Below are 13,833 nucleotides of genomic sequence, written 5' to 3'. Positions count from 1 at the left end.
GCTCAGCGCCCCCGGCGGCGGGAGCAGCTCAGCGCCCCCGGCGGCGGGAGCCGGCCGCGGAGAAGGCCGCGGCACCGCCCGTGCTCGTGCTGTGCACGGTCGTCGAGCCGCCCGTGCGGGCTGTCGGCGTGCGCGGGCCGCCGCGGCCGCCGCTCCCCGACCCGCCGCGGCGCTGGGCGCCACCGGCCGCGGGAGCGCTGTCGCGACGAGGCGTCCCGGTGCCACCGCCCGAGCCCGACCCAGCGCCGGTGGCCCGACCGCGGCCACGGGCCCGGCCGCCACCGGCTGAGGACCCGCCCCCGGAGCCCCGGGAGGCGCCGCGGGGCGCGGTCGGCTCCTCGACCTGGACGAGGCCGCCGGTGAAGGTGCGCTCGCCAGGAGCCAGTTCGGCCAGCAGCGGGTGGCCGGTCGCGACCCTGGTGGTCGTCGGGGTGATGCCGGCCTTGCGCGTCAGGTCCCGCACGTCCCGCACCTGGTCGTCCATCATCAGCGTGACGACGGTGCCCTCGTTGCCCGCGCGGGCGGTGCGCCCGGAGCGGTGCAGGTAGGCCTTGTGCTCGACCGGGGGGTCGGCGTGGATGACCAGCGTCACGTCGTCGACGTGGATGCCGCGCGCCGCGATGTCGGTGGCGACGAGGGTCTGGGCGCGGCCCGTGGAGAAGTGGTCCATGTTGCGGGTGCGGGCGCCCTGGCTGAGGTTGCCGTGCAGCTCGACGGCGGGCACGCCGGAGCTGTTCAGCTGGCGGGCGATCTTCTTCGCGCGGTGCTTGGTCCGCGTGAAGACCACGGTGCGTCCGGGCGCCGCCGTGAGGTCGAGGAGCACGGGCAGGTGGGCGTCCGCGGTGACATGCAGGACGTGGTGCGACATCTTCGCCACCGGCGACTGCGCCGAGTCGGCCTCGTGGGTGACCGGGCGGGTGAGGAACCGCTTGACGAGGACGTTGACTCCGGCGTCGAGGGTCGCGGAGAAGAGCATCCGCTGCCCGGTCCGCGGCGTGGCGTCGAGGATGCGACGGACGCCGGGGAGGAAGCCGAGGTCAGCCATGTGGTCCGCCTCGTCGAGGATCGTGATCTCGACGCGGTCGAGCACCGCGTGGCCCTGGCCCATGAGGTCCTCCAGACGCCCCGGGCAGGCGACGACGATGTCCACGCCGCCCCGCAGGCTCTGCACCTGCGGACCCTGGCCGACGCCCCCGAAGACGGTCCGCGTGGTCAGGCCCAGGGCCTTGGCGAGGGGTGCCATGGCGGTGTCGATCTGGGTCACCAGCTCGCGCGTCGGCGCGAGGATGAGCGCCCTCGGGCGGCGCGCCTGCCGGGGGGCCGGTGCCTGCGCGAGGCGGGTCAGGAGCGGCAGCAGGAAGGCGTAGGTCTTGCCCGAGCCCGTGCGGCCCCGGCCGAGCACATCGCGGCCGGCGAGCGAGTCGGGCAGCGTCGCAGCCTGGATGGGAGTGGGGACCGTGATGCCGTCCGCGGCGAGGAGGTCGGCAAGGACGGTGGGCACGCCGAGCGCGGCGAAGGTGGTGTCGGTGGACACAGGTGGGACTCCAGAGATGGGAAGGGGTCGTTCTGCCCGGCGCGAACCGGCACTGGGTCGCGGCGCAAGAGCGAATCGACGAGACGGGCGCGCCACGAGGGGGCGCATCCATCGAGAAGAGGTCGGCCCGAGGCAGAACTGGGCGGGCCACCACGAGGTACGGTACCCGACTCCTACCCATTTCCCCGCATCGGTCCACGAGGAGGATCTCCGCCGTAGCCTCCGGGAGGTCGCGATCCGCGAACGATCCCGGGTGGTGGGTGCCGGCGCCACCCATCAGTGGAAGGATCGGCTCATCCCGACTCAGCCGGACCCCTCCTCGCCGGCTGCGCACCTCCCGGAAGGACGTCCCCGAAATGCGCCGCGTGTCCCTGATCGCCGTTGCCGGCTGCGTGGCCGCTGGCCTGACCCTGACGGCATGCGGCTCGTCCTCGCTCACCTCGACCCCCGCCGGGTCCGCGCCGGCCCCGGGATCGAGCGCCACGGGAGGCGGGGCCGACCCGGCCCTCGTCGCGAAGCTCCCGGCCAAGATCAAGGCCGCGGGCAAGATCATCGTCGGCATCGACCCCACCTACGCCCCGAACGAGATGCTCGCGGGCGACGGCAAGACGGTCGAGGGCTTCGACGTCGACATCTTCAACGCCGTGGCCGCGAAGTTCGGTGTGACGGCGGACTACCGGCCCGCCGGGTTCGACTCGATCATCCTCGGCGTGACCGGCGGCAAGTACGACATCGGCGTCTCGAGCTTCACCATCAACGAGGACCGCAAGAAGCAGGTCAACATGGTCAGCTACTACAAGGCCGGCACGCAGTGGGTGGTGCCCAAGGGCAACCCCAAGGGCGTCACCATCGAGGGCGCCTGCGGCAAGAACATCGGCGTCCAGAAGGGCACCGTGCAGCTCGATGACCTCACGGCGCGCAGCAAGAAGTGCACCGACGCCGGCAAGCCCGCCATCACCATGATCGTCCAGGAGGGCCAGGACCAGGTCACGGCCGACGTCGCCAGCGGGAAGTCGGACGCCATGCTCGCGGACTCGCCCGTCGGCCTCTACGCGATCAAGAAGACCGGCCGGCTCGAGGCGCTCGGCGACATCTACGACTCGGCGCCGTACGGCTACGTCCTGCCCAAGGACCAGACCGAGTTCGCCAACGCGATCGTCGAGGCGCTGAAGGCCGCCCAGAAGGACGGCAGCTACGAGGCGGCCCTGAAGAAGTACGCGGTGGAGGCGGGCGCGATCACCGACTTCGCCGTCAACCCCTGATCGTGTCCACGTCGGCAGCGGACCGGCCGGGCGCCATCGACGCCCGGCCCGTCCGGCACCCGTGGCGGTGGGTGGCCCTCGCGGGAATCGTCGTGGTCGTGGCCATGCTGCTCAGCTCGTTCCTGACGAACGAGCGCTGGGACTTCGGCACCGCGCTCGAGATCATGAACCAGACGCCCGTCCTCGAGGGCCTCTGGAAGGGCACCATCATCGGCACCCTCGGCGCCATGGCCATCGGCGTGGTAGGTGGGGTCCTCGTCGCGATCATGCGGCTGTCTGACAACCCGGTGCTGCGCGGCACGTCGTTCATCTACACGTGGTTCTTCCGCGGCATACCGCGGCTCGTGCTCCTCGCCATGATCGGCAGCGGCGTCGGCTTCCTCTACAACGAGCTCGACTTCGGGGTGCCCTTCGGGCAGCAGCTCGCCTCGCTCCTGGGTCTGCGGACCGACTTCACCTTCTTCACCCTCGACGTCAACCAGTTCTCGAGCACGCTGCTGGCCGGCATCGTCGGCCTCGGGCTCTCCGAGGCGGCCTACATGGCCGAGATCGCCCGCGCCGGCATCATCTCGGTCGACAAGGGCCAGACGGAGGCCGCCCAGGCACTCGGCATGAGCCGCGGCCAGACGATGCGCCGGATCGTGCTGCCGCAGGCGATGCGCGTCATCGTGCCCCCGACCGGCAACGAGACGATCGCCATGGTGAAGGACACCTCGCTGCTCTCGGCGATCCCCGTCATCACCGAGCTCTTCTACCAGACCCGCGCCATCGGCACCCGGACGCTGCAGATCATGCCGTCCTTCGTGGCCGTCACCGCGTGGTACCTCATCGTCGGCTCGGTGCTCATGGTCGGGCAGTACTACCTCGAGAAGCGCTTCGGTCGCGGCTTCGGCGCGCCCGGTGCCACCAGGCGTGTGGCGCGCCCGGCAGGCGCGGGAGGGGCCTGATGACCGCGTCAGCTCCCGGACCGCGCACCGGCGCCGACCAGCCCCTCGTGCGCGCCCTCAACGTCACGAAGAGCTTCCACGGCAACGAGGTGCTGAAGGGCATCGACCTCGACGTGGGCCGCGGCGAGGTCGTCTGCCTGCTCGGCCCGTCGGGGTCCGGCAAGACGACCTTCCTGCGCTGCATCAACCAGCTCGAGGCCATCGACGGTGGGCGGATCTGGGTCGACGGCGAGCTCGTCGGCTACCGCGAGGAGGGCGGTCGCCTGCACCACCTCACCGACAGGCAGGTCGCCGCCCAGCGCCGGGAGATCGGCATGGTGTTCCAGCGGTTCAACCTCTTTCCGCACATGACCGCGCTGGAGAACATCATCGAGGCGCCGGTCCAGGTCAAGGGGACCTCCCGGCAGGAGGCGACCAGACGCGGCCTGCAGCTGCTCGAGCAGGTCGGCCTCGCCGACAAGCCGACGGCCTACCCGGGCGCCCTGTCCGGGGGCCAGCAGCAGCGCGTCGCCATCGCCCGGGCCCTCGCGATGGACCCCAAGCTCATGCTCTTCGACGAGCCGACCTCGGCCCTCGACCCGGAGCTCGTCGGCGACGTGCTCAAGGTCATGCGCGACCTCGCCGACGCCGGCATGACGATGATCGTCGTCACCCACGAGATGGACTTCGCCCGTGAGGTGGCCGACCACGTGGTCTTCATGGACGCCGGGGTCGTCTGCGAGCAGGGTCCGCCCGCCGACGTCATCGGCAACCCGCAGCAGGCCCGGACGCGCGCGTTCCTCAGCCGGATGCGCGCCGGGGAGACGGACGCCACGATGCGGCCATGACGACGAGCCCGGTCCGGAAGGGGGACGGGTCCGCCCTGCCCTCGCTGTCGGTCGACGAGCTGCGCGCGCTGCAGCTCGGCCGCCTGCGGGAGACGGTGCGGGCGGCATACGACCACGTTGCGCACTATCGGGCCGCGTTCGACGCGGCGGGGGTCCACCCCGAGGACGTGCGCTCGCTCGAGGACCTCGCCCGGCTGCCCCTTACGACGAAGGCCGACCTGCGGGGGAACTACCCCTTCGGCATGTTCGCCGTGCCGCGGGAGCGCCTGGCCCGGCTGCACGCGAGCTCGGGGACGACCGGGCGCCCCACCGTCGTCGGCTACACAGCCGGCGACATCGACCGGTGGGCGGACCTGATGGCCCGCTCGATCCGGCTGGCCGGCGGCCGACCGGGCGACGTCGTGCACGTCGCCTATGGCTACGGGCTCTTCACCGGAGGGCTCGGCGCCCACTACGGCGCGGAACGGCTCGGGTGCACCGTCGTGCCGGTCTCGGGCGGCATGACCGAGCGGCAGGTGCAGCTCATCGCCGACTTCGGCCCGCGGGTCATCCTCGTCACGCCGTCGTACTTCCTCACCCTGCTCGACGAGATGGAGCGCGCGGGCATCGACCCCGCCACGACGCGGCTGCGGGTCGGCATCTTCGGCGCGGAGCCGTGGACCGAGTCGATGCGGCGCGAGATCGAGGCCCGCACGGGCATGGACGCCGTCGACATCTACGGGCTCTCCGAGGTCATGGGTCCGGGCGTGGCGCAGGAGGCGGCCGAGACCAAGGACGGACTGCACCTCTGGGAGGACTCCTTCTACCCCGAGGTCATCGACCCGCTGACCGGCGAGGTGCTGCCTGACGGCGAGCGCGGCGAGCTCGTGCTCACCACGCTGACCAACGAGGCGATGCCGGTCGTGCGCTACCGGACCCGCGACCTCACCCGCCTGCTGCCCACGACCGCGGTGCCCGCCATGCGGCGGATGGAGAAGGTGACCGGCCGCACCGACGACCTGATGATCATCCGCGGCGTCAACGTCTTCCCGACCCAGATCGAGGAGCTCGTCCTCGCCGAGCCGCGGCTGTCGCCCTACTTCCAGTGCGTGCTGCGCCAACCGGGGCGGATGGTCGAGCTCACCGTGCTCGTCGAGCCGCTGGCACGGCTGGCCCCGGAGGACGCGGACGCGATCGGTCGGGCCCTGGAGCACTCGGTCAAGACGCACATCGGCACGACGTGCCGGGTCGAGGTGCGCCCGCCCGGCTCCATCGAGCGCTCGATCGGCAAGGCGCGCCGGATCGTCGACGAGCGGCCGCGGTCGTGACCGGGCCGTATGCCGCCGGGCTGCGTCAGGCGTCGCGACCGGCGGTGCGCAGGGCCGCGCGCACGACGTCGACGGCGGCAGCCTCGTCGAGGCCAGCGGCGCGGGCCGCCCGGGCGAACGCTGCGGCGAGCGCCGAGACGGTGGCCTCGGCCGAGTGGGCGCTGGACGCGACGACCGTCCCGGCCCGAGACCGGGTCTGCACGAGCCCGGCGGCCTCGAGCTCCTTGTAGGCGCGCGCGACCGTGTTGGCCGCGAGGCCGAGGTCGCCGGCGAGGGCCCGCACGGTGGGCAGCCGGTCGCCGGTGAGCAGCCGGCCGCTCTCGATGAGGTCGGCGAGCTGCGCGCGCACCTGCTCGAACGGCGGCTCGCTCGCCCCGGGGTCGACCGCGATGCCAAGGCGCTCGTCCATGGTCCTGCCTCCCTGTCCGGCGATGCGTGTCCCCACCGCGCCAGCACGCGCGCCGACCGGCATACGGCCACCCCCAGACAACTGCGGGGCTGGGTATCGCCAGGACGCTATCCCACCCCGCAGACAACTGGGAGGCGGGATAGCGCCATAGCGATACCCAGCCCCGCAGACAACTGGGGTGTGGTGTGCGCCACAGGGGACGGCGCGGCGCGGGAAACGGCTACTACGTCGCGTAGTATCTACTACGTCTTGTAGTCGAGCCGACCTCCCCGGGAGAGCCCATGGATGCGACAGACCTCGCACGGTGGCAGTTCGCCATCACGACCGTCTACCACTTCTTCTTCGTCCCGATCACCATCGGGCTCTCCCTCGTCGTGGCGGTCTTCCACACCGCCTGGGTGCGCACGTGCAACCCCGACTGGATGCGCCTCGCCAAGTTCTTCGGCAAGCTCTTCACGATCAACTTCGCGCTCGGGCTGGTCACCGGGATCGTCCAGGAGTTCCAGTTCGGCATGAACTGGTCGGACTACTCCCGCTTCGTCGGCGACATCTTCGGCGCGCCGCTCGCCATCGAGGCGCTGCTCGCGTTCTTCCTCGAGTCGACCTTCCTCGGGCTGTGGATCTTCGGCTGGGGCCGGATCCCCGAGCGGCTGCATGCCGCGACGATGTGGCTCGTGCATGTCGGGACACTGCTGTCCGCATACTTCATCCTCGCCGCCAACTCCTTCATGCAGCACCCCGTCGGCTACCGCTTCAACCCGGCCACCGGCCGCGCGGAGCTCACGGACTTCTGGGCCGTGCTCACCAACCCGGTCCAGCTCGTCACCTTCCCCCACGTCGCCCTCTCGGCCTACATGGTCGGAGGCGGGGTCGTCATGGGGGTGGCGCTGCACCTGCTGCGCCGGGAGGCTCGGCGCAACCCGGACCGCACGCCGGGGAGCTCCGACGTGCCCCTCTACCGGCGCGCGACGCGCCTCGGAGCCGCGCTCACCCTCGTGGCCGGCCTCGGGGTGGCGTTGAGCGGCGACATCCAGGGCAAGATCATGACCGAGGTGCAGCCGATGAAGATGGCGGCCGCCGAGGCGCTCTACGAGACGTCCCCGCAGGGCGCGGGCGCACCGTTCTCGGTCCTCACGGTCGGCTCCCTCGACGGGCAGCACGCCAACGCGCTCCTCGAGATCCCCCGCCTGCTGTCCTTCCTCGCGACGGGCACCTTCACCGGCGAGGTCCGCGGCATCACCGACCTCAAGGCGGAGTATGCCGCCCGCTACGGCGCGAGCGGCAACCCGCTCGTGGCCGATCCGGCAACGGCATACGTGCCCAACATCCCGACCACTTACTGGACGTTCCGTCTCATGATCGGCACCGGCATCGCGACAGCCGGCATCGCGGCCCTCGTGCTGTGGCTGACCCGCAAGGACCGCGCCCCGACGGCGCGGTGGCTGCTGTATGCCGCCGTGGCCGCGCCCCTGCTGCCCGTCTTCGCCAACTCCTTCGGGTGGATCTTCACCGAGGTCGGCCGCCAGCCCTGGCTCGTCTTCGGCCTCATGACGACGGCGACCGGCGTCTCCCCCGCCGTCTCCGCCGGTGAGGTCATCACCTCGATGGTCGTCTACACGCTGCTCTACGGCGCGCTCGCCGTCGTCGAGGTGCGGCTCTTCCTGGCCTACGTCGCACGCGGCGCCGAGCCCTTCGAGCCGCCGCACGAGCCCAGCGACCAGGACGAGGACGCCCCGCTCGTCTTCGCCTACTGACAGCAAAGCCAAGGGATACCAATGGAACTCAGCACCTTCTGGTTCATCGTCCTCGGCGTCCTCTGGACCGGGTACCTCGTCCTCGAGGGCTTCGACTTCGGCGTCGGCATGCTCTTCCCCGTCCTCGGCGGCAAGGCCTTCGCCGCCGACGCCGCCGACGCCGAGAAGCGGCGGCGGGTCCTGCTCAACACGATCGGCCCGGTCTGGGACGGCAACGAGGTGTGGGTGCTCACGGCCGGCGGCGCGACCTTCGCGGCCTTCCCGCACTGGTACGCGACCATGTTCAGCGGCTTCTACCTGCCGCTGCTGCTCATCCTCGTCGCGCTCATCCTGCGCAACCTCGGCATCGACTACCGGCACAAGCGGCCCGAGCAGGCCTGGAAGTCCGGCTGGGACACGGCGATCTTCTGGGGCTCGCTCGTGCCCGCGCTGCTGTGGGGGATCGCGTTGACCAACGTCGTGCGCGGTCTGCCGATCAACGCGGACAAGGAGTTCACCGGCAACCTCTTCACCCTCCTCAACCCGGTCGGGCTGCTCGGCGGGCTCGTCTTCGTCGCCCTCTTCCTCACCCACGGCGCGATCTTCGTGGCCCTCAAGACGGATGGTCCCATCCGGGCGGAGGCCCGCGGGATCGCTGCCAAGGTGGGCGTCGTGGCGGCCGTGCTCGCCGTCGTGCTGCTCCTCGTCCTCGGCCTCGGCAACGGCAAGGCCGCCTCGTGGGCCACGACCGTCGTGGCGGCCGGTGCGCTCGTGGCCGCCCTCGTCGCCAACGCCCGGGGGCGCGAGGGCTGGGCCTTCCTCGGCACGGCCGTCACCATCGCCATGGCCGTCGCGACCTACTTCCTCATCCTCTTCCCCGACGTCATGCCCTCGACCACCAACCCGGCATACGACCTCACGGTGGCCAACGCCTCGAGCACGCCCTACACCCTCACGGTCATGACGGTCGTGGCCGCGGTCTTCACGCCCATCGTGCTGCTCTACCAGGGCTGGACCTACTGGGTGTTCCGCAAGCGGCTCACCGCGGCGCACATCCCCGAGGACGTCCAGCTCTCGGTCGCCACCCACTGACCCGACCGGCCCGGCCCACCGAGAGAGGACTCCGCCGTGCGACCCTTCGACGCCCGCCTGGTGCGCGCCGTGCCCGAGGTGCGCGCGCCCCTGGCCACCCTGGCGGCCCTCGGCGTGCTGAGTGGCGCCGCCACCGTGGGGACGGCCTTCGCCCTCGCGGGCCTGGTCGTGGCCGTCGTGACGGGCCGCCCGCTGCCGGGGCCGGCGTGGTGGCTCGCCGCCCTCTTCGTCGCTCGGGCACTGCTCGCCGCGGCGGGCGACGTCGTCGCCGCCTGGGCCGGGGTGTCCGTCTCGACACGGCTGCGCTGGGCGCTGCTGCGGCGGTGGGGGGACCTCGACGCGGACGAGCGGCCCGAGCGCAGCACCGCCGTCACCCTCGCCACGGCGGGCACGAGCGCGGTCGAGCCGTATGCCGCCCGCTTCCTGCCCGCGCTCGCCACCGGCGCGGTGGTGCCCGTCCTGGCGCTGGCCGCCCTGGCGGTGGTCGACTGGCCGAGCGCCGTCGTCGTCGTGCTGACCGTGCCGCTGCTCCCGCTCTTTGCCGCGCTCATCGGCCGGGCCACGGCCGAGTCCACCGCAGCGAGGTGGGCCGCGCTGGCCGCGCTGTCGGGCCATTTCCTCGATGTCGTGCGCGGCCTGCCGACGCTCGTCGCCTACGGCCGGGCGGAACGCCAGGTGGAGACCGTCCGCGACGTCAGCGCCCGGCACCGGCGCGCGACGATGGGGACCCTGCGGCTGGCCTTCCTCAGCTCGGCAGCGCTCGAGCTGCTGGCCACGATCTGCGTGGCCATCGTCGCCGTCCTCGTCGGGGTCCGCCTCGCCGGCGGGTCGATGGCGCTCGGTCCCGCCCTGACGGCCATCCTCCTCGCTCCGGAGGCCTACTGGCCGATCCGGCGGGTGGGCGCCGAGTTCCACGCGGCCGCCGACGGCGCCGCGGCCCTCGACGGGATCCTCGCGGCGCTGACGAGGGAGCCGATGGCCGGGCCGTCCGTGGGCGGACAGGCGGGGTCGGCGTCCCCCGTGGCGTCCACCCTCGTGCCCTCGCCTGCGCCGTCGCCTGTGCCGTCGGTGGCGGCCCGCGGGCTGCGCTACCGCCATCCCGGATCGGACGCCGACGTCCTCGCGGGCCTCGACCTCGCGGCGGGTCCCGGCCTCACCGCCATCACCGGTCCCTCCGGCGTCGGCAAGTCGACCCTGCTCGAGCTGCTCGCCCGGGTGCGCACCCCGACCGGTGGCGTGCTGCGGGCCCCGGGTGCCCATCTGGTCACCCAGCGCCCCTTCCTCGCGGCCGGGACGGTGCGCGAGGCGCTGACGATCTCCCGTGCGGCCCCCGACGAGGCGTTGTGGGAGGCGCTGCGCCGGGTGCGCCTCGACGGGGTGGTGGCCGGGATGGACGGCGGCCTCGGCGGGCGGCTCGGCGACGACGGCTTCGGCCTGTCCGCCGGGCAGCGCCAGCGCCTCGCCCTCGCCCGCGCGTGGCTCAGCGTCGAGCCGCTCCTGCTCCTCGACGAGCCGACCGCCCACCTCGACGGACCGGCCGCCGACGCGGCGCACGAGCTCATCGCCGAGCTCGCCGAGCGCCGCACCGTCGTCGCCGTGACCCACCGACCCGAGCTGCTCCACCTGGCAGCCGCCCACGTGCGACTGTCCCGGCCCACCGACGTGCACCTGCTGCCGCCCCGAACCGCCACGGAGGTGCCGGCATGACGACCCAGACCCACGCCGGCCCCGGGGCGACCCACGAGGGGCAGCGACGGGCCGTGTGGTGGCCGGCGGCGGGGGTGGCCCGGGGCGGGCTGCTCGGCGGCGTCGCCACCGCGGCCGGCATCGCCCTCACCTCGACGTCGGGCTGGCTCATCGTGCGCGCTTCCGAGCAGCCCGTCATCCTCACCCTGCTCACGGCCATCGTCGCGGTGCGGGCCTTCGGCATGGCGCGGCCGGTCTTCCGCTACTGGGAGCGCCTGGCCAGCCACGACGCTGCCCTCGCGTCCCTCGCGGAGCGACGCACCGCGGCATACGCCCGGCTGATCCCGCTCACCCCTGCCCGGCTCGGCCGACGCCGCCGCTCCGACGTGCTGACGGGCGTCGTGGAGGACCTCACCGACGTCGCGGACGCCCAGGTCCGCGTCACGGTGCCGGTGCTCGCCTCCGCGGTGGCTGGGCTGGTCGCCATCGTGCTGGCGGCGTGGCTCAGCCCGTCGGTCGGGCTCGTGCTCGTGGGGCTCGCGCTCGTCGTGGCGGCGGTGAGCGGGCTCGCCCACCGGCTCGAGTCGCGCTCCCTCGCCGCGCTGCTCGACGCCCGGGCGGAGGTCACGCGGGTGGCCGAGCTCGTCACGTCCTCGGCCACCGAGCTGCGCGCCGTCGGCGGCTGGGACACCGCGCTGGGCTGGCTCGAGTCCGCGCACGAGGCGCTCGCGGGGGCCGCGCGCCGCCAGAGCGCGGGCCGGGCGGCCGCCTCGGGCCTCTTCCTCGTCGCCGTCGGGGGCGCCGTCGTGGCGACGGCGGCGGTCGTCGCGCCACTGCCCCTGTCCGGGCCGGTGAAGGCGCTCCTGCTGCTCACGCCCGTCGCCGTCACGGACGCCATCACGCCGCTCACCGACGCGATGCGGGCGCTCGCGCGAGCCCAGGGCAGCGCGGCCCGCATCGCCGCGCTGCTCGGCCTGCCGCCGGCGGCCCGCGCCGTCGAGGGCTCCCCCGCCGACCGCGCCCCCACGGGCGACGCGCCGCACATCGTCGTCCGCGGCGTGACGGCCTCGTGGACGGGAGACGTCGACCACGTCGGTCCCGTCGACCTCGACCTGCCCTCCGGCTCGCGGGTCGCCCTCACCGGGTCGAACGGCTCCGGCAAGTCGACCCTCCTCGCCGTCCTGGCCCGGCAGCTCGACCCGCGCGCCGGCCGCTACACGTGGGACGGCGCCGACGTCCTCGAGCTGCCGGTCGACGCGGTGCGCGACCACGTCGCGCTCGTCGACGACGAGCCGCACCTCTTCGCCACGACGCTGCGCAACAACCTGCTGCTCGCGGCGCCTGCCGCGACCGACTCGGACCTGTGTGGGGCCCTTCGTCGCGCGGGGCTGGGCGGGCTCCTCGCCGACCTGCCGGAGGGGCTGGACGCCCGCCTCGGCGGCTCGGGCCGTGGTCTGTCGGGCGGCGAGCGGGCGCGGCTCGGCATCGCCCGAGCGCTCGTGAGCCGCCGACCGGTGCTCCTGCTCGACGAGCCCGTCGCCCACCTCGACGGGCCCACGGCGCTCGCCGTCCTCACCGACCTGCTCCGTGCCCAGGCCGACGACCGCAGCCGGACCATCGTGCTCGTCACCCACCGCCTGGAGGGCCTCGAGCTCTTCGACCGGGTCGTCAGAGTCGGTCGACCGGACGAGTAGATTGGAGTCACCATGCCCCGGAACCCACGCAACCGCCTCGGCGACCTGGAGCGTGCCGTCATGGAGCACCTCTGGACCGTCCCCCAGACCAGCGCCGCCGACGCTGCCGCGGGCGTCACGGTCCGCGAGGTCCACGACGCCGTCGGCGTCGAGCGGGGCCTCGCCTACACGACGCTGATGACCGTCCTCGACCGGATGGCGAAGAAGGGCCTCGTCAGCCGGGAGCGCGACGGACGCGCCTGGCGCTACACGCCCGCCTCCACGCGTCAGGAGCTGACGTCGGAGTCGCTGCACCACACGCTCAGCGAGCTCGCGGGCGAGGAGCGGCGCAGCGCGCTGCTGCACTTCCTCGACGAGTCGACCCCGGAGGAGATCGACGAGCTGCGGGCCGCTCTGGCGCAGCTGGAGGCGCGCGGCGAGGCGCCTGCCGCGACCCGGCACACCGTCGCCGACCGGCTGCGCCGCCGCCGGGCGACCTGAGGCACGTGTACATCGCGGGGCTCGTCGCGCTCGCGCTCGCGCTGGCCTGGCCGGTGCCGCGCCTCATGGCCGGCTTCACCGCGTTCCGGCGCGCGCCGCGGGCCGCGCTCGTCGTGTGGCAGGCGACGGCGGTGGCCGCCGTGCTCTCCGCGCTCTTCGCCGCGCCGGCCGCCCTGCCGCTGATCGTGCGCCGCGAGGACCGGCTGCTCGACCACGTCGGACTCATCGGAGCCGCGGCCGCCGTCAGCGGCGTCGTCCTCGCACGCCTGCTGCTCTCCGGGCACCGCGTGGGCCGGGCCCTGCGGGCGGTGCGCCGCCGCCACCGCGAGCTCGTGGACGTGCTGGCGGTCCACGGCGACGCCCACGTCCGCGTCCTCGAGCACGCCACCCCCACGGCATACTGCCTGCCCGGGTCCCGGCGCCGCGTGGTGCTCACCCAGGGCACCATCGACACGCTTCCCGGTCGCGAGCTGGACGCCGTGCTGGCCCACGAGCGCGCGCACCTCGCCGGTCGGCACGACCTCGTGCTCGAGTTCTTCACCGTCGTGCACGAGGCCGTGCCCCCTGCAGTGCGGTCCGAGGCAGCGCTGCGGGAGGTGCAGCTGCTCATCGAGGTCCTCGCCGACCGGGCGGCCGTCCGCGAGGTCGGCCCGCTGCCCACCGCCCGCGCCATCGTCCGGATGGCCGGCGGGCCCAAGCCGGCGGGGTCGATGGCCGTCCGGGAGACGCCGTCGGCGGCCCGGCTGCGGATCGGCCTGCTCGACGGCCGCAGCATCGCCGGCTTCGACGTGTCGGTGGCCTCGGCGGGGATGTACCTCTTCGCCGGGGCGCTCGTCGCCCTGCCCATGGCGCTGCTCGCTGG

12 protein-coding genes are annotated in these 13,833 nt (G+C 73.5%); 10 read left to right on the top strand and 2 right to left on the bottom strand.

All coding sequences use genetic code 11. The features are described 5' to 3' along the window. Window positions 1–28: 28 nt before the first annotated feature. Window positions 29–1,534 (bottom strand): DEAD/DEAH box helicase, encoded by a 1,506-nt coding sequence (locus VFJ94_RS14750; protein ID WP_325004982.1) that lies wholly within the window; start codon window positions 1,532–1,534, stop codon window positions 29–31. A 356-nt stretch (window positions 1,535–1,890) separates the two neighbouring features. Between VFJ94_RS14750 and VFJ94_RS14745 the strand changes: the two genes are divergently transcribed. Genes VFJ94_RS14745 through paaK form a run of 4 tightly spaced genes read left to right on the top strand, consistent with a single transcriptional unit; the run spans window position 1,891 to window position 5,877 of the window. Then, window positions 1,891–2,796, top strand: a complete 906-nt coding sequence (locus tag VFJ94_RS14745; RefSeq protein ID WP_325004981.1) for an ABC transporter substrate-binding protein — start codon at window positions 1,891–1,893, stop codon at window positions 2,794–2,796. A gap of 2 nt (window positions 2,797–2,798) precedes the next feature. Continuing rightward, window positions 2,799–3,743 carry an amino acid ABC transporter permease gene (locus tag VFJ94_RS14740; RefSeq protein WP_325004980.1) on the top strand — a complete coding sequence of 315 codons (945 nt, stop codon included), beginning with the start codon at window positions 2,799–2,801 and terminating at the stop codon, window positions 3,741–3,743. Then, a complete protein-coding gene (locus VFJ94_RS14735) occupies window positions 3,743–4,570 on the top strand; it encodes an amino acid ABC transporter ATP-binding protein (RefSeq protein ID WP_325004979.1) in 828 nt (275 codons plus the stop codon). Before VFJ94_RS14740 ends, VFJ94_RS14735 begins: the two co-directional genes overlap by 1 nt. Beyond that, complete coding sequence (gene paaK / locus VFJ94_RS14730; RefSeq protein WP_325004978.1) at window positions 4,567–5,877, top strand: phenylacetate--CoA ligase PaaK; 1,311 nt, start codon at window positions 4,567–4,569, stop codon at window positions 5,875–5,877. Before VFJ94_RS14735 ends, paaK begins: the two co-directional genes overlap by 4 nt. A 25-nt stretch (window positions 5,878–5,902) precedes the next feature. Here the strand turns inward: paaK and VFJ94_RS14725 are convergent, their stop codons facing one another. After that, entirely contained in the window at window positions 5,903–6,286 is a 384-nt protein-coding gene (locus VFJ94_RS14725) for a GntR family transcriptional regulator (protein ID WP_325004977.1), read from the bottom strand. A 281-nt stretch (window positions 6,287–6,567) separates the two neighbouring features. On the opposite strand from VFJ94_RS14725, the gene VFJ94_RS14720 reads away from it, so the two are divergent. The 6 genes from VFJ94_RS14720 to VFJ94_RS14695 form a co-directional block, all read left to right on the top strand. Then, entirely contained in the window at window positions 6,568–8,040 is a 1,473-nt protein-coding gene (locus VFJ94_RS14720; RefSeq protein ID WP_325004976.1) for a cytochrome ubiquinol oxidase subunit I, read from the top strand. Window positions 8,041–8,061: 21 nt separating this feature from the next. Beyond that, window positions 8,062–9,111 carry a cytochrome d ubiquinol oxidase subunit II gene (gene cydB / locus VFJ94_RS14715; RefSeq protein ID WP_325004975.1) on the top strand — a complete coding sequence of 350 codons (1,050 nt, stop codon included), beginning with the start codon at window positions 8,062–8,064 and terminating at the stop codon, window positions 9,109–9,111. 36 nt (window positions 9,112–9,147) lie between these two features. Further along, complete coding sequence (cydD, locus tag VFJ94_RS14710) at window positions 9,148–10,818, top strand: thiol reductant ABC exporter subunit CydD (RefSeq protein ID WP_325004974.1); 1,671 nt, start codon at window positions 9,148–9,150, stop codon at window positions 10,816–10,818. Beyond that, window positions 10,815–12,491, top strand: a complete 1,677-nt coding sequence (gene cydC, locus VFJ94_RS14705) for a thiol reductant ABC exporter subunit CydC (protein ID WP_325004973.1) — start codon at window positions 10,815–10,817, stop codon at window positions 12,489–12,491. The genes cydD and cydC overlap by 4 nt, the downstream gene beginning before the upstream one ends. Window positions 12,492–12,503: 12 nt before the next feature. Beyond that, window positions 12,504–12,971 carry a BlaI/MecI/CopY family transcriptional regulator gene (locus VFJ94_RS14700; RefSeq protein WP_325004972.1) on the top strand — a complete coding sequence of 156 codons (468 nt, stop codon included), beginning with the start codon at window positions 12,504–12,506 and terminating at the stop codon, window positions 12,969–12,971. 5 nt (window positions 12,972–12,976) lie between these two features. Next, on the top strand, window positions 12,977–13,833 hold an 857-nt coding region (locus VFJ94_RS14695), incomplete at its 3' end, for a M56 family metallopeptidase (RefSeq protein ID WP_325004971.1).

The sequence above is a fragment of the Intrasporangium sp. genome, assembly GCF_035688975.1.
Classification (GTDB): domain Bacteria; phylum Actinomycetota; class Actinomycetes; order Actinomycetales; family Dermatophilaceae; genus CALMNV01.
The sequence above is the reverse complement of the archived record's forward strand: the minus strand, read 5'-3'. Positions and strand labels throughout refer to the sequence as shown.

Excerpts from the sequence above, each read along its gene's own strand:
- VFJ94_RS14725 (WP_325004977.1), bottom strand. The coding sequence starts at position 6,286 with ATGGACGAGCGCCTTGGCATCGCGGTCGACCCCGGGGCGAGCGAGCCG.
- VFJ94_RS14700 (WP_325004972.1), top strand. The coding sequence starts at position 12,504 with ATGCCCCGGAACCCACGCAACCGCCTCGGCGACCTGGAGCGTGCCGTC.
- VFJ94_RS14745 (WP_325004981.1), top strand. The coding sequence starts at position 1,891 with ATGCGCCGCGTGTCCCTGATCGCCGTTGCCGGCTGCGTGGCCGCTGGC.
- cydC (WP_325004973.1), top strand. The coding sequence starts at position 10,815 with ATGACGACCCAGACCCACGCCGGCCCCGGGGCGACCCACGAGGGGCAG.
- VFJ94_RS14735 (WP_325004979.1), top strand. The coding sequence starts at position 3,743 with ATGACCGCGTCAGCTCCCGGACCGCGCACCGGCGCCGACCAGCCCCTC.
- cydB (WP_325004975.1), top strand. The coding sequence starts at position 8,062 with ATGGAACTCAGCACCTTCTGGTTCATCGTCCTCGGCGTCCTCTGGACC.
- paaK (WP_325004978.1), top strand. The coding sequence starts at position 4,567 with ATGACGACGAGCCCGGTCCGGAAGGGGGACGGGTCCGCCCTGCCCTCG.
- VFJ94_RS14720 (WP_325004976.1), top strand. The coding sequence starts at position 6,568 with ATGGATGCGACAGACCTCGCACGGTGGCAGTTCGCCATCACGACCGTC.